At 39.2% G+C, this 21,219-nt stretch carries 17 protein-coding genes; 5 read left to right on the top strand and 12 right to left on the bottom strand.

Annotation, left to right across the window (positions count from 1 at the left end):
* Positions 1-31: 31 nt before the first annotated feature.
* The 7 genes from ABC371_RS15915 to ABC371_RS15885 all read right to left on the bottom strand — a co-directional run bounded on the left by ABC371_RS15915 (position 32) and on the right by ABC371_RS15885 (position 10,372).
* Positions 32-1,492, bottom strand: a complete 1,461-nt coding sequence (locus ABC371_RS15915) for an aldehyde dehydrogenase family protein (protein WP_412897671.1) — start codon at positions 1,490-1,492, stop codon at positions 32-34.
* A 165-nt stretch (positions 1,493-1,657) separates the two neighbouring features.
* Positions 1,658-2,875 carry a cytochrome P450 family protein gene (locus tag ABC371_RS15910; protein WP_412897670.1) on the bottom strand — a complete coding sequence of 406 codons (1,218 nt, stop codon included), beginning with the start codon at positions 2,873-2,875 and terminating at the stop codon, positions 1,658-1,660.
* 142 nt (positions 2,876-3,017) lie between these two features.
* On the bottom strand, positions 3,018-4,088 hold the full coding sequence (locus tag ABC371_RS15905) for an ABC transporter substrate-binding protein (RefSeq protein ID WP_412897669.1): 1,071 nt from the start codon (positions 4,086-4,088) through the stop codon (positions 3,018-3,020).
* A gap of 34 nt (positions 4,089-4,122) precedes the next feature.
* Positions 4,123-4,878 (bottom strand): ABC transporter permease, encoded by a 756-nt coding sequence (locus ABC371_RS15900; protein ID WP_412897668.1) that lies wholly within the window; start codon positions 4,876-4,878, stop codon positions 4,123-4,125.
* Complete coding sequence (locus ABC371_RS15895) at positions 4,875-5,747, bottom strand: ABC transporter ATP-binding protein (RefSeq protein ID WP_412897667.1); 873 nt, start codon at positions 5,745-5,747, stop codon at positions 4,875-4,877. Before ABC371_RS15895 ends, ABC371_RS15900 begins: the two co-directional genes overlap by 4 nt.
* Positions 5,748-6,401: 654 nt before the next feature.
* A complete protein-coding gene (locus ABC371_RS15890) occupies positions 6,402-8,939 on the bottom strand; it encodes an AMP-binding protein (protein ID WP_412897666.1) in 2,538 nt (845 codons plus the stop codon).
* 164 nt (positions 8,940-9,103) lie between these two features.
* Positions 9,104-10,372 (bottom strand): CaiB/BaiF CoA transferase family protein, encoded by a 1,269-nt coding sequence (locus ABC371_RS15885; RefSeq protein ID WP_412897665.1) that lies wholly within the window; start codon positions 10,370-10,372, stop codon positions 9,104-9,106.
* Positions 10,373-10,723: 351 nt separating this feature from the next.
* On the opposite strand from ABC371_RS15885, the gene ABC371_RS15880 reads away from it, so the two are divergent.
* Positions 10,724-11,932, top strand: coding sequence for an MFS transporter (locus ABC371_RS15880; protein WP_412897664.1), 1,209 nt, complete (start codon positions 10,724-10,726; stop codon positions 11,930-11,932).
* Positions 11,933-12,416: 484 nt separating this feature from the next.
* Positions 12,417-13,409 carry a glycoside hydrolase domain-containing protein gene (locus ABC371_RS15875; RefSeq protein WP_412897663.1) on the top strand — a complete coding sequence of 331 codons (993 nt, stop codon included), beginning with the start codon at positions 12,417-12,419 and terminating at the stop codon, positions 13,407-13,409.
* 52 nt (positions 13,410-13,461) lie between these two features.
* On the opposite strand, the gene ABC371_RS15870 is transcribed toward ABC371_RS15875, so the two are convergent.
* Positions 13,462-14,157, bottom strand: coding sequence for an AIM24 family protein (locus ABC371_RS15870; protein WP_412897662.1), 696 nt, complete (start codon positions 14,155-14,157; stop codon positions 13,462-13,464).
* A 176-nt stretch (positions 14,158-14,333) separates the two neighbouring features.
* On the opposite strand from ABC371_RS15870, the gene ABC371_RS15865 reads away from it, so the two are divergent.
* Together ABC371_RS15865 and ABC371_RS15860 are read left to right on the top strand one after the other, a co-directional pair.
* Positions 14,334-14,642, top strand: coding sequence for a PadR family transcriptional regulator (locus ABC371_RS15865; RefSeq protein WP_412897661.1), 309 nt, complete (start codon positions 14,334-14,336; stop codon positions 14,640-14,642).
* Positions 14,643-14,661: 19 nt separating this feature from the next.
* The gene (locus ABC371_RS15860; RefSeq protein WP_412897660.1) at positions 14,662-15,828 is read left to right on the top strand and encodes a chromate transporter; all 1,167 of its coding nucleotides are present in this window, start codon (positions 14,662-14,664) and stop codon (positions 15,826-15,828) included.
* A 353-nt stretch (positions 15,829-16,181) separates the two neighbouring features.
* On the opposite strand, the gene ABC371_RS15855 is transcribed toward ABC371_RS15860, so the two are convergent.
* Positions 16,182-16,928, bottom strand: coding sequence for an AAA family ATPase (locus ABC371_RS15855; protein ID WP_412897659.1), 747 nt, complete (start codon positions 16,926-16,928; stop codon positions 16,182-16,184).
* A gap of 153 nt (positions 16,929-17,081) precedes the next feature.
* On the opposite strand from ABC371_RS15855, the gene ABC371_RS15850 reads away from it, so the two are divergent.
* Complete coding sequence (locus tag ABC371_RS15850; protein ID WP_412897658.1) at positions 17,082-17,603, top strand: HD domain-containing protein; 522 nt, start codon at positions 17,082-17,084, stop codon at positions 17,601-17,603.
* A 40-nt stretch (positions 17,604-17,643) separates the two neighbouring features.
* Here the strand turns inward: ABC371_RS15850 and ABC371_RS15845 are convergent, their stop codons facing one another.
* The 3 genes from ABC371_RS15845 to ABC371_RS15835 all read right to left on the bottom strand — a co-directional run bounded on the left by ABC371_RS15845 (position 17,644) and on the right by ABC371_RS15835 (position 21,134).
* Positions 17,644-18,582: a magnesium transporter CorA family protein gene (locus ABC371_RS15845; RefSeq protein WP_412897657.1), complete on the bottom strand. Its 939-nt coding sequence runs from the start codon at positions 18,580-18,582 to the stop codon at positions 17,644-17,646.
* A 300-nt stretch (positions 18,583-18,882) separates the two neighbouring features.
* Positions 18,883-20,127, bottom strand: coding sequence for an aminopeptidase (locus tag ABC371_RS15840; protein ID WP_412897656.1), 1,245 nt, complete (start codon positions 20,125-20,127; stop codon positions 18,883-18,885).
* Positions 20,128-20,186: 59 nt separating this feature from the next.
* Positions 20,187-21,134, bottom strand: a complete 948-nt coding sequence (locus ABC371_RS15835) for an aminoglycoside phosphotransferase family protein (protein ID WP_412897655.1) — start codon at positions 21,132-21,134, stop codon at positions 20,187-20,189.
* Positions 21,135-21,219 lie beyond the last annotated feature (85 nt).

Here is a 21,219-nt window from a genome sequence, read left to right as displayed (position 1 = left end):
TGTTATTTCTTCTAAATCTATTTCAATAAAATTAAAATGGGTATTGATAATTTTTTGTTTGAACAGTAACCCATTTCGTATAGGTAAATTCCTCCACAAGCCACTCATACCCAAATCTACCAATTCCACTTTGCTTTACACCGCCAAAAGGAACATGAGCTTCATTCAGTGCTGAATTGTCATTGATATGAGTCATTCCAGATTCAATTTCGAATGCTAATCTTTCTCCTTTTTCTAAATCAGATGTAATGATGGAAGCTGAAAGTCCGAATTCCGTGTCATTTGCCAGTCTGATCGCTTCTTCGTCCGTTTCAGCGGGAATAATTTGAGCTACTGGACCAAAAAGCTCAGTATAAGCAAGAGAAGAATCATTTGGAACATCTATAAATACAAATGGCGAGATAATATTACCTTTACGTTGACCTTCAACTGCCAACTTTAGTCCGTCTTGTTTTGCTTGTTCGATAAATCCCATAATTTTATCTGCTTGGCGTTCGTTTATAACCGGACCAATTATCGTATCCGGATCTTTAGGGTCGCCAACCTTCAAACCTTTCACCCTTTCTACATATTTAGTCACAAATTCATCGTAAATATCTTGGTGAACAATGATCCGATTTGAACACGCACAAACTTGGCCATTGTTTCTGAATTTGCTATAAATCCCGATATCTACCGCTCTATCCACGTCTGCATCACTCAAGACGACAAACGGGTTGTTACCACCCAGTTCTAGCGCAACTTGTTTTAACTGTTCACCTGCAATTTTTCCTATGTGCTTACCGACAGCAGACGATCCAGTAAAGCTAATAAAGGGAGAATTATTATTTGTTAAAAATTCATCACCAGATTCTTGCATGTCTGTTAAAATCATATTGAATACTCCAGGAAAAAGGCCACCTTCTTCCAATGCTTTTGCAATAATGGATCCACCTGTAAGGCCTGTTTGTATATCTGGTTTATGGACAACACTGTTTCCTAAAGCAATTGCCGGGAAAATCGTTCTGATCCCCAAGACCAATGGTGAGTTAAATGGAGTGATCGACGTAATCACGCCAAGAGGTATTTTATATACTCGGCTGATTTTGTCAGGGATAACAGATGTATAATCTTTTGGAACGTAAATCTCGTCTACCATTTTAATTGCTGAAAGAACATTGTCCATCATACCAATGAATTCCTGATTGGATTTAAGAATGGTTCCACCTGTTTCACGAGTAATTAAATCTAAAATTTCTTTTTTGTTTTTTTCAAAATACTCTTTCGCCTTTACAAGAACTTCTCTTCTTTGCTCTGGAGTTGTTTTTCCCCACTTTTTTTGGGCGTTCTTAGCCATTTCAAAAGCATCCTTAATTTGTTCTAAATTGGCTAAGTTTACGGTCGTGATCACCGTATTGTCAAAAGGATCGGTGATTTCATAGATTCTACCGCTTTTTCCATCTAGCCACTCACCATTGATAAAACTTTTATTTAAATTTTTAAAAAGTTGCATGGTCATCCTCCTCGGTTATATACGTATATCAAAATCTTGTAAGACCTTTTAGTGATGTGCTTTGAAAAAAGAACACGGGCAGTTCGCACAATCAAAATAATAAATGAACCTGCCAAGCCGCATGTATAACGGAATAAACAGGTTCTCTTGTTTTATTTCACCACATTAGAGGCGTACTGGTAACTGCTCCAAACCTCTCGATACTACCACCCCCGTTTTCCACTTGAGTTCTTCAAGTGTTCCTTCTACTCGGAGATTAGGAAACCTCTTCAAAATGGTCGTTATCGCAATATCCCCTTCTAAACGGGCAAGGGGTGCCCCCAGGCAAAAATGTATGCCATTTCCAAAACCAATATGTTTATTTTTTTTTCGTGTAATATCCAAGTAATCGGGATCTTCAAATATCTCAGTATCCCTATTGGCAGAAGCGATTCCGACAAACATTACATCTCCTCTTTCAATATTTTTGTCATACCAAGTAAAATCTTGGAGTGCCACACGGCTTGTTGCAAACTCAAGAGGACTGTAATACCTCACCAATTCATCAATAGCAGTAGAAGCGACAGTTGGGTCATCTTTCCACAAACGCATTTGATCAGGATTTTGCAGGAGAGCGAACAAACCACTGCTGATCAAACTACCTGTTGTTTCATGGCCGGCTACAATAAGCACAAAAATCGTGGAAGCTAGTTCTTCGGAGTTTAACCTATCTCCATTAACATGAGCCTGGACAAGAAGGCTTGTTAGATCAGATTTAGGATTTTTCTTTCTACTGGCAACCAGTTCATCAATATAGAGTCTGAATTCATTCAAGGATTGATAAATGGATTTTAGATTTCCAAAATTTTGAGAAGCTGTCATGTAATCATCGGACCATTTTCTAATCAAACTGTAATCCTCTTGAGGAATCCCAAGTATCCGACTGATAACAGCAGCTGGTAGCATAAAAGCGAAATCATTGACTACTTCCATACTTCCTCTCTCTTCAATTGGATCCAGTAATTCGTTTGTCAGCTCTTGAATTTCTTTACTCATCCCATTAATCATTCGTGGGGTAAATGCATTCGAAGCTATGGAACGAAGACGAGTATGATCGGGCTTATCCGTATAGAGCATGTGCCGGCTGACTAGGTTCATTTCTTTCTCAGGCAATAACGAAGCATATTGATCTGGATTAAAATAATGCACTCTTTTTGTAAAGCGCTCATTATCTTTTAAGACATTCACTGCATCATTATATCTAGTGATTAGCCATGTCCTTTGTCCATTTGGCATAGTAATTTCGTGAACTGGATCATGTTCTCGAAGTTCTTTATAAATTTTATAGGCATTCTGTTTAAATTCCAGTGAAGATAAATCAAGATTTGGGTACAATGATTTCATAGTGATTCTCCTATCATTTTTTATTTTATTTCCATATTAGTAAAATAAAGCTTTTAAGTAGATTGGTATCAAAATGTAATTATTAAAATTCTGAATTAAATGAAAATATTTTCCCAAAGAAAAAAGGATTACTGAAAAAGTTTTACTTTCGCCCAAGTTTCTCCACGGCTTTTTCTACAAAACTAGTATCTACTACTTTGTCTAAATCTAAAGGCTTATCCTGAGTACCAGTTGACAGAAAATACTCCTGATCTTCTTCCATTGTGTCGAGATTTAATTCTCCATTCGGGCTTAAACCTGCCATAACCATCTTGTCATAAATTGATGGATCTTCAATTTTCCCATGTTTCATGAGGATATCTATTACTTCTTTACGCTTTTCTTCATTTTTATCAACAAATGCTTCATCATAATCTCGGATACCTTTAAGGTATGCAACCATAAAGCGCTCAGCAATATCTGTTTTTTTAGCAAATGTTTCCGCATACATTAAAGCGCCTATCATATGGTCTGGCCAGAACTCATCATCTCGTACTAGTACCTTCCCAAAACCTTCTTCAACTGCTGATGTTAAGGCTGGTTCTACCATTTGTGCTGCATCAATTGCTCCAGTTGAAAGGGCAACTCCCATATTTGATAAAGGGATTGTTTCGACTTGTACATCATCGATAGAAATGCCATCTTGTTGCAGCCACTTATTTAAAGCTGCTTCCGGTGCCGTTCCATTTCCCAAAATTCCAATTTTCTTGTTTTTAAAGTCTTTTGGACGTTTTAGCTGATCAATCTGTTTACTGTCCACCACAATTGCCTGATAGCCAAAATCTTTAAAAGTACTTCCTTTATCCGCTACAATACGGACATTAATCCCACTATTAATAGCATTAAAAAGTCCTGCACTAATAGCACCACCCCCTACATCAAGATCCCCTGAACTTAGCGGAGCAATCATTTTACTCCCACTATCGAACTGCACTGTCTCTATGTCTAATCCCTCTTCCTTGAAATACCCCTTTTCAATTCCAATGTATATTCCAGCATCACTTACTGAACCTACGTGTCCGACCTTAACTTTGTCGATCTTGTTCGAGTCAGGCTCTTTTGTTGAAGTAGGATCTGAGGTTTCTCCACAACCAGCAAGCATAAAGAGTAGAAGTGCAATCCCCGCAGAAAAACATAATTTTTGCAAGGTAGTTCCTTTTAATTTAAAATTCATCCATTCCATTCCCCTTTCAATGAATATTAAGATTTTAATTCTTCCCTGGAACTAGCAATCTCTCAGCCTCATCTAAAAGAAGGGTAGATACATAGCCAAGTATCGAGGTTATTATGAGTCCAACATACATCTGTTCTATTGCAAATATATTCCAAGCGTTCATAATCATATATCCAATCCCACTTTTTGCTCCAACCATTTCAGCTACAACAACCAACACTAGCCCCATACCTAAAGCCAATTTTAGACCTGTTATGATAAGTGGAAGGGAGCCTGGAAGAGCAATGGTGGTAAAAACTCTGAGCCGTGACGCAGAAAAGTTCTTACCTACATCAAAATGGATTTTGCTTATTTGTAACACACCTGCTTGTGTGTTGATTAAGACTAAAAAGAATACACCAAAAGTAACAATTGCGACCTTTGAAGCTTCTCCTAAGCCAAAAATAAGTAAAAATAATGGAACAAGAGCACTTTTCGGAATAGGGTACAATGACGCTATAATTGGATCTACTATAGCCCGTACCCAACGTGACATTCCCATGATTATGCCAAGGATAATACCTGCAATGGATCCTATTGCAAACCCAGAAAGGACACGGTATAAGCTGGCAGAAAGATGCTCCCATAATTCACCAGTCCCTAACAAATGGAATAGAACTTGAATCACCTTCGTTGGAGGTGGAAAAAAACGAGCATCAATCCAATTCATACGTGCACATAACTCCCAAATTAGCAACAATACGATCGGTGAAAGAATCTTAACAATTCGCTCTGAAAGATTCGCATTCATTTCTTTTTCACCTCTAATTCTCTCGCTTTTTGCACTTCGTCATGTATTTGCTCCCATATTTTTTCCTGCAATTCACCGTAAAGTGGATTCGCCCTCATTTTCAGGACCTCTCTTGGCCGAGAAAAAGGTACTTTAAATTCATGTTTGATACGTCCTGGAGCAGCGGTCATAACAAAAATGCGATCACCAAGGATAATTGCTTCATCAATAGAGTGAGTGATAAATACAACAGTTTTTTTTGTTTCCTCACAAATTCGAAGTAATTCTTGCTGTAAAATGGTTTTATTTTGCTCATCTAAAGCTGAAAACGGTTCATCCATTAGGAGTACTTCAGGATCATTAGCAAACGCACGAGCAATACTAACTCGTTGCTTCATACCTCCGGAAAGTTGGTGTGGATATGCATCTTTGAAACGACTTAACCCCACCTTCTCAATCCAATTACTTGAAATTTCATCACGCTCCTTGCGGGGTATGCCACGGTTTTTTAAACCATATTCCACATTTTTCCTTACAGTCATCCACGGAAAAATAGATTGTTCTTGAAACACCATTGATGTTAAAGGGCGTTCGTCATTTTCTCGATTGATATGAATCTTACCGCTCGTTGCTGTTTCCAAGTCTGCTAATGTCCGCAGCAATGTTGTTTTTCCACATCCACTAGGTCCAACAATCACACAGAATTCACCCCGCTTAATCTCCAAATTGTTTGATTGCAAAGCTTCGATGGTTCCCTTTGAGGTTCGAAACAACTTGCTTACATCGCTTATTTGAATTTTGATTTCCCCTTGATCTTTCTTATCTCTCTTCATCATCGTTTCATTTATTTCCAAATCTTCTGTAGGGCTGAATTTTATTGCACCACTCATACAAGTTCCTCCTTTAAACTAAATTACCTACCTGATAGAACAATGCGTTCCAACATATTGAGTATTTCTTTGGTGTAATGTATACTTCGCATAATGCTCCTCCTTTCCCTTTGGAAGCTGAAAAAAACCTTTACTTACTTTTAGTTGATTCAGATCTTATGTAATCGCTACCATTTATATTGTTAATAACGTATAAAATATGGGAAAGGTAAAAACTTAGCGTACTTCAACATGGATGTTCTGCTAGTCCGATTTATAACGTATGTACGACAACGGTGTTCAACTTTTTTCTGAAAACCTAGCAAACTTTTTTGAATTCGTTCGTTATCTTTAAATGCCTCCATTGAATCGTCTAGCATGAGATGATAAAGATAAAAAACTATATGAACTTCTTATTGTATACAATAATACGAATCTCGTGATTAGTCAATGACTTTTTTGATAATTCACTATTTTTAATCATTTCTTTTTTTACCTCATAGGGAATTAGAATGAGCATTTAGAGAAATAGAAAAGGAAATCCAAATACGAGGATTTCCTTTTCTATTTTTTGGTTACTTTACCTACCGAAAGTTCTTAAACTTCTTTTATACAAGAGCAATCAAGAATATTTTCTCTTTTTTTTCAGTTAATGTTATCTGCTCCTGCTGACTCTTAGCTTCTATTAGATGAAGCCTCATCAAATTCAACAATATTTTGACCACCTTGTTCAATCCAAAGTCTCTGCACTTCTTTTCGTACAACTTTACCCATTGCATTTGTCGGCAATGGTGAACGACTAATCCACCATTTGGTAGGCAATTGGAAACGTCCAAGGCTACTCTTAGCATGATTTAATAGCTCATCAATTGTAACTTTAGCATCCAAACGAGTGACGATAACTGCACCGACTTCTTCACCCATTACCTCGTGTGGCAAGCCGATAACTGTTACTTCTGCCACTGCTGGATGGCTAATAAGGGCCTGCTCGACATGTACACTGGAGATATTTTCTCCTCCTCGAATAATGATTTCCTTTTTACGACCACTAAGATATAGGTAACCGTCCTCACTAACATGGCCTACATCTCCGGTATGTAAAAAACCTTCTTCATCGATTGGTGACTCTTCATTCCCTAAATAGCCGCTCATCATTCCAGGAGTCTGCACAAGAATCTCCCCATTTCCCTCTTCATCAGGGTCGAGGATCTTGACATCAACTACTGGCAATAATTTACCTACACAACCAGGACGATCCTCTAGCTGCTTTGAGCTTCCCATTGCGAGTAATCCCCCGCCTTCTTGGAGCCCATATAATGAGCCAGACCCACCACCTGATTTTAAGGATAGAAACGCTTCATTTACTTTTTGGCGAAAATCAGCATCGGCAGCAGAACCACCGACTTGAATCGATGTTAAACTTGATAAATCCTGTTTAGTGAAATCTGGGTGGTTCATCACACGGAGCACCATTGTGGGAACTGCACCCCAAGTTGTAATCTTCTCTTTTTCTATTAATCTCATCACTTCCTCTGCATTAAAGCGGCCAGCCTGATAGACAAGTTTTGCACCAGTTAGCAGCGACGCAGTCAGAACCTGGATACCTGCCCCATGGAAAAGCGGTAATGTAAGTAATGTAACTCTTTGTGGCCGATTTGGATCAATTTCATTTGGTAAACGTTTCTGTGCAACAAGCATGTTCTGGATGTTATTGACAATCGAACGTTGGGATAAGATGACACCTTTGGCCGAACCTGTCGTACCAGAGGTAAACGCTATAAGCGCTGGTGCATCCTCGTCCACCTTTGCTTGAGGAAGTGGAGGCGCTTCATTTCCTAGAAGCAAGTCAGTAAGATCCTCTACCAACGTACCGGTCATTCCCTCTGGAAGAAGCTTTATGGTTTCTTTATCACATAAAACCATCTTTGGGGTTGAAAATTCCAGCGCTCTGTCCACCTCTGCTTCACTCCACCATGGATTACCTAGGACAACGACTGCTCCAAGACAGTGTGAAGCCCAAAAGGCAATCGAACACTCCAATCGATTTCGTGCCAGCATCGCAACACGTGTCCCTTCTTTAATTCCATGACTTTTCATCCAATTCGCTACACGAGCAACTGCTTTTTCATGTTCCGCAAATGTTAGACGAACATCTCCTTGTATCGCATGCGTCCTTTCACTCCATCTGCGGGCATCAATGAGAAATTCAGCGACAGTTCGAGGCCTTTTTGAATATACACGTAATTTTCTACCCTTAACGAGCTTCTCGGAGGTCTCCCTACCCCATCGATTATTCTCCAATTTCGAACTTTTGGGATTACCTTTCGTTAACTGTGCCTTTTCTTCCTCAAGGATTTGTTCAAGCGGAGGAAGGTCTTCACGTGGGCCGAATCGTGGCTCTCGTCTCTCTGCCATAGCAGTTACCCCCTCGGTAAAATCTGGTTTATGCATTAAGGCACCGATATACCCTTTTGAATCTTCAATTGAGGCGCCGACATCATTCCTTAACAGCTCTGAATATAGTTGTCTTTTAGTAATAGTTGCAGCTGTAGGTGATACCTGTGTAGCAATGTACTTTGCAACTTCATAAACCTTATCAAGGAATTCCTCACCTCTAGGAAAAACACCATTTAAAAATCCCATTCGATACATTTCTTCAGAGGTCGTAATTTTTCCTGTGAATAGGATTTCAGCAGCATTTGTAACTCCAACTATACGCGGTAACGTCCACGATAATCCATACTCAGCAGGTAACCCTAACCTTGGTGTAGCCGTTGTGAACTTCGCGCCGGCTGCAGCATAGCGAAGATCGCAAAAATTTGCTATTGCAACGGCAATACCCGCGCAAGCACCATTTATGGCTGCAATTACAGGCACGCGCAACCCCCAATGCCAAACCAAATCATGATCAAACTGCGGGTTTACCCCATATCCAGGCAATGCATATTCGGCATTCTTAACCGTTTCCGAGTAGACCTCTTCTGACTCTGTATAGAAATCAAGTGCTTTCGTGTCAGCACCTACACAAAATTGCTTTCCAGTTCCAGTTACCACCACCACCCGAACTTCTGGATTCGCATCAAGAATGGACATAATCCAACGATACTCTGCATTCATTCGATTCGTCCATGAGTTTCCTCGACCTGGACGGTGCAACCAAACTGTAGCAATTCCATCTTCTCGTATTTCATATTTTGTTACTTTGAGTTCCATTTTTCATTCTCCTTTCATTAAATCCTTTTATATTTTTGAAATGTAAATGTTAAATGTAGTTTATAAAAATGAATGATGTACTTTCGATTGAAAATGGCAATAATAACAACCAGGGCATACAGAAAAAACTATCTCCATGTATGCCTCTATATATCTACCAAAACTCATTCCTTCGCTTTTGAAGATCCAGTACTCGCCATTTTATCCTCGAACTCAGTAACAATACCTTCATTAATCAGCTGATCTATTTCTTTAGTCGTATAACCATACTCTGCCAATACTTCTCGACTATGTTCACCAAGACGAGGGGCGTATCCTCGGGGTTGAGCCGGTGTCCCATGCATACGGATCGGGATGTTTGGAACAGGATAATCTCCGTGTTTCGGATGCTGTAGATTAATAATCGATTCATTATGGACTACTTGAGGATCCGTAAATACATCTTCTAAACGATTGACTGGGCTACAAGGAACACCCGCGGAATCAAGTTTTTCTAACCAATAAGATGCCTGCTTTTGTGCAAAAATCTCAGAGAGGATTGAGATCAGCTCTTGACGATTCTTAACCCGGTCTGGATTACTTGCATATCTTTGGTCATCTGACCATTCCGGTTTACCAATTACATGTGTAAGTCTTCTCCAGAATCCGTCGTTTAGACAAGCAAGGATGAAATAATCTCCATTAATGTCTTGAAATGGCTGATAGGGTACTAATTGAGGGTGGCCACCGCCTTCTGGTCGAACCGGGATCTGGGTTCGATTATAGTACGTTAAGATATTTGCTAAGGTAGAAACTTGACCATCAAGAAGATTCAAACTGATTTTCTGTCCACGTCCATTTAAATCTCTCGCTCTTAGTGCAGCGCTTACAGAAAAACCAACTAAATAAGAAGTCAAAAAGTCTGCAATTGGAACCCCTGCCTTAATTGGCGGGCCATCTTTTTCACCAGTTAAGCCCATCATCCCTCCTAGTGCTTGACCTAGTATATCCATTCCAGGCTGATGGGCCCTAGGTCCAGTCTCACCAAAAGCTGTAATTTGGCAGTAAATAAGTTGGTCATTAAGCTGTGAAAGCTTTTCATATCCAATCCCTAACCTGTCCACAGTTTCAGGCTTAAAACTGACAACGAATACATCTGAATTGCGAACCATTTTTTGAAGAACTTCTTGCCCCTCATAGCTTTTTAAGTCTAAAGTAAGTGAACGTTTGCTTCGATTTACACCATAAAAGTATGCGCTATCGCCATGACCAAAGAGATTATCGATGTATCTAAAACTCTCACCCTCTAGCGATTCAACTTTTACTACGTCCGCACCCATATCCCCCAACATTGAAGTTCCATACGGGCCAGCTCCAATCTGAGATAAATCTACAATTTTAATTCCATGAAGCGGTGGCAAAAAACCTGTAGATATTGTTTTAGAACAGTTCATATTTTTCACCCCTGTATATTGACATAAATCAAACACCTTCCGACAAAAATAGGCACATTTACCTTAACTTAGACTGTTAATAAGTCCTGGAAATATACCCCAAACAACAATCTATCGTGGACAATGTGTATTTGTATACAATAGTACAATAACTAACAACTCATTGTCAATTTATTTTTAGATAATTCATTCAATTTTGTTATTTCAAATGGATAAAAGCTAAATATTTTGCTTTCTTAACGATTTCGATTTATTTCATAATCCGAAAGTTTCGTTAATGAAAATAATCTACAATTGTGATATTATAACTCTACTAGTATATGTAGAATATTTTAGGAGATGGAACAAGCTATGCCGACTTGGCAACGAAATTTATGGGTTCTTTGGATTGGTGTTTTTTTTACAGCTTCCGGTTTTTCAATGGTTATTCCATTTTTACCAATCTTTCTATTGGAAATCGGAGTTCACGACCACACCGAATTATGGTCAGGACTCATCTACGGGGCCGCCTTTTTTGCAGGTGCATTTGCGACTCCTTTTTGGGGAAGAATTGCCGACAAATACGGACGTAAGCCAATGATTGTTCGGGCAGGATTTGCCCTTTTTCTTGTTTACACATTAATGGCCTTCGTCACAAACGCTTATCAAATATTAGGATTACGATTAATGCAAGGTTTACTAAGTGGATTCATACCTGGTTCCATTGCCCTTGTAGGTACCAACACACCGACGAAAAAGGTCGGTTATGCCCTTTCGATGATTTCATCTGCAGCAGCAACAGGTATGATTTTAGGTCCTCTTCTAGGTGGGGGAATGGCGGAGCTTTGGGGTAATCGTTGGGCGTTTGCAAGTGCAGGAATCATAGTCTTCTTGGCAACGATTTTAATAATCTTTTTCGTAAAAGAGGAAAATTTCAAAGCAAACATGGAAAAAGGCTCTGTTATCAAAGACTTTCGCATTGCAATAAACAACCGTCCATTCTTGCTAGTATTAATTCTTACTCTTATGGTCAGCTGCTCAACGATGATTATCGATCCAATCTTGCCGTTATACATTGCTGATATCGCAAGCCACACAAACTATGCGACCTTACTTACAGGTTTTGTCATTTCCTTACCTGGTCTTGCAAGTGCACTTTTTGCACCTGTTTGGGGTAAGTGGGCGGATAAGGTTGGCTTCCACCGCGTCCTATTTATCGGACTTTTAGGAGCAGGAATTGGAACTTTAGCTCAAATCGTCTTTACTCAAATCTGGGGCTTTTCTTTCATACGCTTTGTCTATGGCGTTTTCTTCTGTGCGGTTTTTCCTGCTTTAAACGGATTAGTCGTCAAATCAACACCAGAAGATTTCCGGGGCAGAGCATTCAGTTTAAACCAAACAGCAAACCAAATTGGCGGAATGATTGGGCCGCTTTTAGGCGGTTTACTCGGAGGCTTATTTCCAACGCAAATCCTTTTCACCGTCACAGGTATATTACTCCTTGTAGCTATGACGACAGCATACTTAAATGGCGATCAACGGAAACGAGTAGTGAAACGTGAAGTACTCGCGAAGAAATGAATAGATGAATGAACACGAAAACGCTAGGTTATGAACCTAGTGTTTTTTGTTTCAAAACTTTTTTCAGAAAATTGGATTTTATAATGAACAATCCCAACTTTCACGAATATTTTATCCTAAACCCTTTTCATATATAGCGTTTATGTTATGAGTTTTCCCACTTTTATCCAAAACCCTTTTAATATACAGTGTTTTTGTTATGGTTTTTTCCATTTTTATCCAAAACCCTTTTCATATAACGCGTTTATGTTATGAGTTTTTCCATTTTTATCCAAAACCCTTTTCAAATATACTTTTATGTTATGTGTTTTTCCACTATTATCTAAACCCCTTTTAATATGTCGCATCTATGACAGAACCTTTTCCTTTTTTCTCAATAGCCACACTCTTTTTTATTAGGTTGGTGAAGTGACACCAGCCCAGACCCACACAGTACAAACAAAGCCTACATATGATACAGGGAGTATCAAAGTGAGGTGATGAAATGACAGAAAAAGTATTTAATCTGATTGTAGCTGCTGTCATCGGCTTCCTTTTATGCTGTGGGGTGTATTTCTATGTAACAGAGGACAAAGCAAATCCAGCAACAACGACTCCTGCCATTGAAGCACCACCGACTCCCCCTCCTGTAAACAAAAATCAAAAGCAAAAGCCACCAGCAAATGAACAGAATCAACAAAATCAAGATCAAAACAATGAGAAAGATAAACAAAAAGAGCAGGAAAAAGAAAATGCTAAAAATAATGACAATAACAAACAAAAAGAACAAGAGAAACAACAAGTTCAAAAGAAAGATGACAAAGCAAAACCTAGTGATAATCTACCTGAAATCGTTTGGGGAATTGATTCAGCCAGTGAAACAACCAAGGATTTCTATGCTTGTGTAAAAGAAAACTTCGGTGACCCTGTTGTATTTGGTCGTTACCTCGGCGCGCGTGATGGAATATCAGTAGGACTTACAGCTGAACAAGTGAAAATCATTCATGGTGAAGGTGATTTTATCCTACCAATCTACAATCATTTTAATGACGCTACCGGCTACGATAATGGAGTAGCACATGCAAAGGAAGCACTTAAGCTTGCTAGAGACATAGGAATCCCAGAAGGTGTCGCCATTTTTGCCGATATTGAACCTGACTACCCAGTAGATTCAGAGTTTATCAAAGGCTGGTTTGATACAATCGTAGGTTCAAACTACAAATCTGGAATCTATGGAGTGTTTGATCCCGAACAAGCTTTGTTTAAAGCCTATCAAGAAGCTGGAAAAAGCAATGCTGCTATCCTCAAACAAAATTATATTTGGACTGCCGCACCGAGCGAAGGAGTTACGGCAGAATCAAAAACACCAAAATTTAACCCATCCGCCCCAGAAGGTTCTCTCGCATGGGGGTGGCAATACGGTCTAGAGTCAAAAAGCTGCAACATTGACACAAATCTATTCAAACGAGAACTCGTCAATGTGCTGTGGGGACCTTAACGTGGAAGAAAAAGAAGCATGAGAATCTTTTCTCATGCTTCTTCTATACTAATCAACTATTTGATTGTTGCATATAAACCTCTTCATACGGCTGAACGATAACAAAGCCATCTCCTTCAAATCTCATTTGGATTGACTCCCCACTTCCACGTCCGACGAAGGTTTTAAATGAGATATCCGTTTGGAATTCTGGTTGAAGATTTCCTGACCACGCAACCGTTGCATTCGGGTCGGTGACAACCGGTTTACCTGGAGTTACGCGCAATGTAAGTGGCTCGTAATGAGTTGTAATTGCTACCATTCCACTTCCCTCACAACGGACATTAAACAATCCACCTGCCATCATTCCAGCAACTCGTTTCATTAACTTAATTTCGTGCTTTAAGGATGGTTCAAAGGCAAGAAGATCATTTCCATTCACGTAAATTGCATCATTTTGCAGGTGAAGGATGATGATTTTTTTCCCACTATCGGCCAAGTACAGCTTCCCTTTCCCGTTCGCTTTCATCAATGATGTCCCTTCTCCTGTCAACGCCTTCTTAAACATGTTTCCTAGGCCGTGCTCAAGAATTCCCTCTCGTTCATACTTAATTTTTCCATTATACGCAACCATCGAACCCGCCTTTGCCCAAACCATGCCGTTAAGATTTACCTCAAGCATTCTCGGAGTCTCTAGTTCAAATAGACCTTCCCCTTTGTCCTCCTGCTCCGTATTATTAATGAATTCCGCAATTGAATATTTACTCATTTCACCCACATCCTTTCGTTAGTTTGTTTTACGATTCAAATCTCAAAAGGTTTCAATATGTAAAGGTTTTGTAAACATTCTCGATGTGACTATAAAAAATCAAACTTACATGCTATAATTCCGATATCGAATTTCGATATTGGCTTTCTATATTAACTTGATTGGTGGTAAATAAAGTGGAAGACAAAATATTACGAAAGCTTTTCCTAGGGTTCATTCAGATTCATATATTACACCATGCACAAGAACATCCCATTTACGGTGCTTGGATGCTCGAAGAATTGAGGGAGCATGGCTATAACATAAGCTCTGGAACGCTCTATCCAATCCTTCACACCATGGAGTCAGATGGACTTTTAAATAAAGAGGAAAAAAATGTAGAAGGAAAAATAAGAAAATATTATACAACCACTGAAAAAGGAAGTTCCATCCTTATCGAAGCTAGAAATAAAGCCTATGAGCTATTTAAAGAAATTAAGGATTAATTTTTGAAAGGAGAACAGAATGAAAAATTTACTAGAGATTCTTTTCGTCTCAACTAGACTAGGTCTGACATCCTTCGGGGGACCTGTTGCCCATTTAGGCTATTTCCACGAAGAATACATCCGGAGAAGGAAATGGATGGATGAAAAGACGTATGCGGACCTGGTTGCATTGTGTCAGTTTTTACCTGGTCCCGCAAGCAGTCAGGTGGGAATCGGCATAGGTGTCATGCGTGCTGGTGTGCTCGGTGGCATTGTATCGTTTCTCGGATTCACCCTACCATCCGTGATTGCACTGATTGTATTCGCCCTAATTCTCCAAGGTTTAGATGTTGGAACCGCGGGCTGGATTCATGGTTTAAAATTAGTTGCTGTCGCCGTAGTGGCACATGCCATTCTTGGAATGGCACAAAAGCTAACACCGGATTTACCGCGAAAATCATTAGCTCTGTTTGCGCTAGTCGGGACACTATTATGGCAAACAGCCTTTACACAGGTAGGAGTTATTCTCATTGCGGCAATCATAGGATTTGTTATATTTAAAAATCAAACAGACAGCGAAACTACAAATCTACAGTTTCCAATATCTCGTCGGTTTGCTGCTATTTGTTTGACATTGTTTTTCGGTTTGTTGATTGTTTTGCCGATTTTAAGGGAAGTTACTTCTCTGGAATGGATTGCGATGTTTGACAGCTTTTATCGTTCTGGCTCACTTGTTTTTGGTGGTGGGCATGTTGTTTTACCTTTATTGGAGCGTGAATTTGTACCAACAGGATGGCTTAGTGAAGAAGCATTTTTAGCCGGATATGGTGCAGCACAAGCTGTTCCAGGTCCACTCTTCACATTTGCTGCCTATCTTGGTGCCGTGATGAATGGATGGCAAGGTGGACTACTCGCAACAGTCGCTATTTTCCTGCCAGCGTTTCTACTTATTTTAGGAACACTACCATTCTGGGATTTTCTCCGACGTAACCCTAAAATTAAAGGGGCTTTAATGGGGGTAAACGCAGCAGTGGTTGGAATTTTGATTTCTGCCTTCTATCACCCAATATGGACCAGCACTGTATTTGCGCCAATCGACTTTGCGGTTGCTGCCGTTTTGTTCAGCATGCTTGTCTATTGGAAGCTGCCACCTTGGATTGTGGTTGTAACAGGAGCCATCGGTGGCACTGTTATAAGTTTGTTCTAGACTACCAGTTTGGTAGTCTTTTTTTATTGTTTTCCTTCTTCGTTGATAAGTATTAGATGCTGACCATGAATATCGCCTAATAGTACCATCACTCTTTGAAAATACCAATATGATGGCACGATTAATGCCTAATCATACCCTCACTCTTCAAAAATACCAAATTGACGGTATGAATAACGCCTAATCATACCTTCACTTTCCAAAAACACCAAAATGATGGTACGAATAAGGCCAAATCGTACCATCACTCTTCAAAAATACCTAATTGACGGTATGATTAACACCTAATCGTACCCTCCCGTCTCAAAAATTCCATACCGAAGGAACGAAAACCCCCTGACAACCACCACGTCCTAGGCTTCTTCATCATCCTCGCGAAACAGCTCCTGCAAATACCGTTCACGGCGATTTAAGAACCCCATCGTAATCTGATAGTGCTCGGTCTCCTCATAGGCAATCTCCTCAATCGGAGATGCATCAAAATTGTAAATCTGGGCACCTGGATACCCAAGCAAAATCGGAGAATGTGTCGCGATAATAAATTGCGCATCTCCCCCGTTCTCCAGATCGTGTATTACTCGCAAAAACGCAAGCTGTCGAGCTGGAGATAAAGCAGCCTCTGGCTCATCCAAAAGATAGAGACTTTGACTTCCAAACCGATTCAAAAATAAAGACAAAAATGACTCACCATGTGACTGCTCATGGAGCGACTTACCACCATACCCCTGATAATGAAAAGTAGGATCTTCCTCGGCCAACTGATCCAAGTAAGACGCAAACTGAAAAAAGCTCTCTGCTCGTAAGAAAAAGCCCTGATTGATTTTCGGCATCCATGAAAGCCGAATATAGTCACTTAAAGCGGGTGCCGCATCTTCAAATGTGTAAACATTATTTTTTCCGCCACCACCAGTATTAAACCCACACTGATGGGCGATTGCCTCAAGCAAAGTCGACTTTCCTGATCCATTTTCCCCCACAAAAAATGTCACAGGATTATGAAAATCGAGCTGCTCCAGCCCCCTAATACTTGGAATTGAAAAAGGATACTCGCGTACATTATGTAATTTTTCCGCCAACACTTTCACACTTCGTAAAAACAAGTCCAATCACCACACTATCTTGATACAACCATTTTAACACGCAAGTCCTATTCTTCCACCCATTTCCATTACATTTGGATTATTATATCTTGATAATATCTGACAGACATGATAAAATTCTAAAAATTTATCAATATAGGAGGCGCCTGACAAATGAGATATGTTACGTTAACAGAAATTTTTAATCATCGGATTGCACAAAAGTACTTGTCACGTTCAGGGAAGGCTCACGCGATCGCTTGTGCGTATCATGCATTTAAAATGGCGAAGGAGCGGAATGTTTCTGTCGATTTAGCAACGAAGGCTGCATTGCTTCATGATATGGGACACTACACGTGGTATAAAAACGGAAAATGGGATTATAGTATGTACAAGGAAAATGATATACATGCGATTAAAGGTGCGGAGCGTGCTCACAAATTATTGATTCGTTTAGGGGAAAATCCAAAGTATGCAAAGGAAATTGCCTATGCAATATTATTCCATACGGATTCCTATATCGAGGAAGGCTTTATCAAACGTACACCTCTTCAAGCCATCACAAAGCTTGCGGATGAGATGGATGAAGAAAAAGGCGGTCTTCATCATTATCGTCAAATTGATGAGGACAAAGCGAAGAAAATGATTGCCAGATTAGACGAATTAGTTGAAGAAGAAATGAAAAATCAGCAATAAAAAAGCGTTGATCCCACTACCTAGACCAACGCCATAAACCTTAGAAGAAACGTTTCTTCCAAAAGATATAAGCAGTAATGCTTGATAAAATAAACGAAATCGTAATCGCAATTAAGAAGGAATATTGATATTCCTGGAACGGAATCGATACGTTCATTCCGTAAAAGCTTGCCACCATCGTTGGCAACGATAGAATAATTGTAATCGAAGTTAAAAACTTCATGACAATATTCACATTATTGGAGATCACTGATGCAAAGGCATCCATCATTCCACTTAATATCGAGGTGTGTGTTTCCGCCATTTCAATCGCCTGCTGATTTTCAATGATAACATCTTCGAGCAATTCCTGGTCATCTTCATACATTTTCAAATAATTGCTTTTCAACATTTTCTGCATAACAATATTATTCGATTTCAAAGATGTCGTAAAATAGACTAAACTTTTTTCAAAGTTTAAGAGAGAAAAAAGCTCCTTATTTTTCATCGATTGATGTAATTCTTTTTCAATTAGATCGGTTTTCTTACTAATTTGTTTTAAGTATCTGAGATATAAGGTTGCCATCGTATAAAGAATTTGGAAAGCAAATCTTGTTCTTTTAAAAGTAAAAAAGTTTTTAATCTTCCCCTCTGAGAAACTATGAAAAATTGGATTATCCTTTAAACAAATTGTCACAAAACAATTTTTCGCAATAATAATTCCTAATGGAATGGTGTCATATATCGGGATCTCATTTTCATCCATGGACACTGATGGGATGTTTACAATGATTAGAATGTTTTCCCCGTCTTTTTCAATCCTAGACCGCTCTTCTTCGTCCAATGGGTCCTTGATGAATTCCACAGGTATTTCGAGTGCTTTTGCAATTTCATTGATTTCTTTTTCAGAAGGAGCAATCAGGTTAATCCAGCAACCGTTTGTTATAGTAGTTGTTTCCTGTAACTTCCCCTGCTCATTGGATAGATAAATATTTAACATAAAATAACCTCCTCTTTTTTAACGAGGAAGTCAAAAATCTTCACCAGTTAAAGTTGAATTTTTATTTTCTTTCCAACTTACGAAAATTGGTTCGTTAATGACCTCCCCTTTTTTCGACGCGGGATCAGGGTCGTTACACAAATGACTACTCATAAAAATTCAACTCCTTTTTCATTAGAATACCGTAATATTGTACTCGAAAAATCGGTGTTTGTAACTACTTGATTTTTCCTATCCAAAATTTCTCAAAAAAAGCCCAAGAAAAAGCTTTAGAAAGCCTTTCCTTGGACTCCACCTTTCTTATATTGCCCAATCGCCATTACGGAAAATTGGAACAACTGTGCCATCTTCCTCAATACCGTCGATATCCATTTCACTTGAGCCAATCATGAAATCAACATGAACGGTTGAAACATTCAATCCAGATTCTTTTAATTTAGCTTCATTCATTTTCGTTCCACTTTGAAGGTTCGTTGGATACGCCGCACCAATCGCAAGGTGATTTGATGCATTCTCATCGAATAATGTATTGAAGAAGGTAATTCCTGATTGCGAAATTGGCGATGGGTCTGGCACTAATGCAACCTCACCAAGGCCTGTTCCACCTTCATTATCGAATACTAATTTCTTCATGATCTCATCTCCGGTCTCTGCAGAGATGTCAACAATTTTTCCATCTTTAAAATGAACCTCAATGCCCTCAATTAATGTACCAGCATAGCTTAATGGCTTTGTACTGCGAACTACTCCGTCCATGCGGCGTGTGTCAGGTGCCGTGTACACTTCTTCAGTTGGCATATTCGCAATAAATTCTTCCTCTTTTGGATTATAGCTTTTTGCACTTTCCCAAATATGATTTTTCGGTAAGCCAAGCTTCAAATCTGTGCCTGGTGCTCTATAATGAAGCATGTCAAACTGAATTTCATTTAATTTTGCTGCCTTTTCATTCAAAACTTTTGTATGCTCTTCCCATGCTGCAACTGGGTCATCCTCATAGACTCGGCATGTTTTAAAAATTTGATCCCATAGTGCATCAACCTGTTCTTCTGACGATCCTAAATCCGGGAATACTTTTGCAGCCCAGCCTGCTCCTGCGGCACCTGCAACTGTCCATTTTAAATCATTATTTTGTGTTGCGATCCGTTGCACCTTGAAAGCCTTGGCTGCTTTATTTTGATAAGCAGAAATTTTAGCGGAATCTATACCACTTAAAAATCCCGGGTCACTCGACACAATCGATAGACGACAAACCTTGTGATTAAGAACATGGTCTTCAGATTCCTGTATTTCATAATCTGGTATATCTGTTAACACCTCTTCAGGTTGGTGTAGATAATGTTCTTTGGTAATTTCGTCATCGGACCATTTTATAATCACCTTTTCTGCGCCTAAGGCATATGCTTCTTTTGTCACTAGACGAGCAAGTGGTGCTTGATCCACGGTGATCGTTACTTTTACCCAATCACCTTTTTGAACATTAAGTCCATTCGCTACCAATAGTCTTGCATACTTTTGTAAATTATCCTCGAAGTTTGGTAGAACCATTTCAATACCCCCAAAAAATTATGTATGTTTCTATACTAGCATAACCCGTTTTAAAATTACTAATGATTCCACTTTCCAACCAATGAACGATGCTCAAGTAAAAGCCTTAGCCATTGTGCGGGCCTATCATAGGTTTCAGCTTTATTTTTACAGTAAGGTGTTAAGTATAAGTGCCAACTGAGTGCACGCTGGACACATGCCAATTCATCAGATATACGCAACGCTTTGTCTAATTCCGTTATGGATGCAAATTTTGTCCAAGGCTCTAGGTAAAAAGGACGAAATTCATTCACCATTTCGAGCCATTCGGATTCATCCTTGATTAGATCATTAAGCGCATGCCAGAATATTCGAGTACTAAAAAACGGATGGGAAATCGATGCATCACCCCAATCAAAAAACACGATGTTATCACTAACGATTCGTATATTGTTTGAATGGAGGTCCCCGTGTTCAATTGAAGCTGGCAATATCGAGTCCAGTTGATCACACATGGATAGAAGTTCAGGTTGAAGTGCCATCACCTTTTTAGTTTCTTCTACAGTTAGGCCTGTTCCACACAATTCTTTTAAATAATGCTGGATTTCTTGTTTAAGAATGGGCATTCTACGATCAGGAACACCCATTTCAAGGAGGCTTTCCACTTCTTCTATTTGTGAAATCTGTAACTCAGCATACTCTTGTATGGCCCGTCGCCAAAGTTGTTTATCCTTTATTTTTCGAAGTGGTTTCCCCTTCAAATCTACCATCAGAAACCAGCCTTCTGTTTCATTTGATGCTACTATACGAGCCGTTTTACCCTGGGATTGCAAATCTAAATGCTTACTTACTACAGCCTCATGCCTAGTAGACAGGCCATTTTCCTTATAAAATAAATCTCCACGATTTGTAGGAATTCGTACTACTAAACAAAAAGCTGTATCCTTAACTTTTTCTACACTACCGGTGATTTCATACCCTGCATCTATAGTTACAGTATGTAGCCATTTTTCCGAATGCCCTTTCATAAAAAGCACCCTCTTTACCTATATTTATATCCTTATTATTTCAACAAAACATGTTCCACTCCTTTTATTTATATTAAAAAAGAGC

Origin of the sequence: Bacillus jepli (assembly GCF_047238305.1) — a bacterium.
In the GTDB taxonomy this organism is placed as follows: domain Bacteria; phylum Bacillota; class Bacilli; order Bacillales; family Bacillaceae_L; genus Ferdinandcohnia.
The sequence above is the reverse complement of the archived record's forward strand: the minus strand, read 5'-3'. Positions and strand labels throughout refer to the sequence as shown.

Coding starts and splice junctions, on each gene's coding strand:
- ABC371_RS15915 (WP_412897671.1), bottom strand. CDS start 1,492: ATGCAACTTTTTAAAAATTTAAATAAAAGTTTTATCAATGGTGAGTGG.
- ABC371_RS15910 (WP_412897670.1), bottom strand. CDS start 2,875: ATGAAATCATTGTACCCAAATCTTGATTTATCTTCACTGGAATTTAAA.
- ABC371_RS15905 (WP_412897669.1), bottom strand. CDS start 4,088: ATGAATTTTAAATTAAAAGGAACTACCTTGCAAAAATTATGTTTTTCT.
- ABC371_RS15900 (WP_412897668.1), bottom strand. CDS start 4,878: ATGAATGCGAATCTTTCAGAGCGAATTGTTAAGATTCTTTCACCGATC.
- ABC371_RS15895 (WP_412897667.1), bottom strand. CDS start 5,747: ATGAGTGGTGCAATAAAATTCAGCCCTACAGAAGATTTGGAAATAAAT.
- ABC371_RS15890 (WP_412897666.1), bottom strand. CDS start 8,939: ATGGAACTCAAAGTAACAAAATATGAAATACGAGAAGATGGAATTGCT.
- ABC371_RS15885 (WP_412897665.1), bottom strand. CDS start 10,372: ATGAACTGTTCTAAAACAATATCTACAGGTTTTTTGCCACCGCTTCAT.
- ABC371_RS15880 (WP_412897664.1), top strand. CDS start 10,724: ATGCCGACTTGGCAACGAAATTTATGGGTTCTTTGGATTGGTGTTTTT.
- ABC371_RS15875 (WP_412897663.1), top strand. CDS start 12,417: ATGACAGAAAAAGTATTTAATCTGATTGTAGCTGCTGTCATCGGCTTC.
- ABC371_RS15870 (WP_412897662.1), bottom strand. CDS start 14,157: ATGAGTAAATATTCAATTGCGGAATTCATTAATAATACGGAGCAGGAG.
- ABC371_RS15860 (WP_412897660.1), top strand. CDS start 14,662: ATGAAAAATTTACTAGAGATTCTTTTCGTCTCAACTAGACTAGGTCTG.
- ABC371_RS15850 (WP_412897658.1), top strand. CDS start 17,082: ATGAGATATGTTACGTTAACAGAAATTTTTAATCATCGGATTGCACAA.
- ABC371_RS15845 (WP_412897657.1), bottom strand. CDS start 18,582: ATGTTAAATATTTATCTATCCAATGAGCAGGGGAAGTTACAGGAAACA.
- ABC371_RS15840 (WP_412897656.1), bottom strand. CDS start 20,127: ATGGTTCTACCAAACTTCGAGGATAATTTACAAAAGTATGCAAGACTA.
- ABC371_RS15835 (WP_412897655.1), bottom strand. CDS start 21,134: ATGAAAGGGCATTCGGAAAAATGGCTACATACTGTAACTATAGATGCA.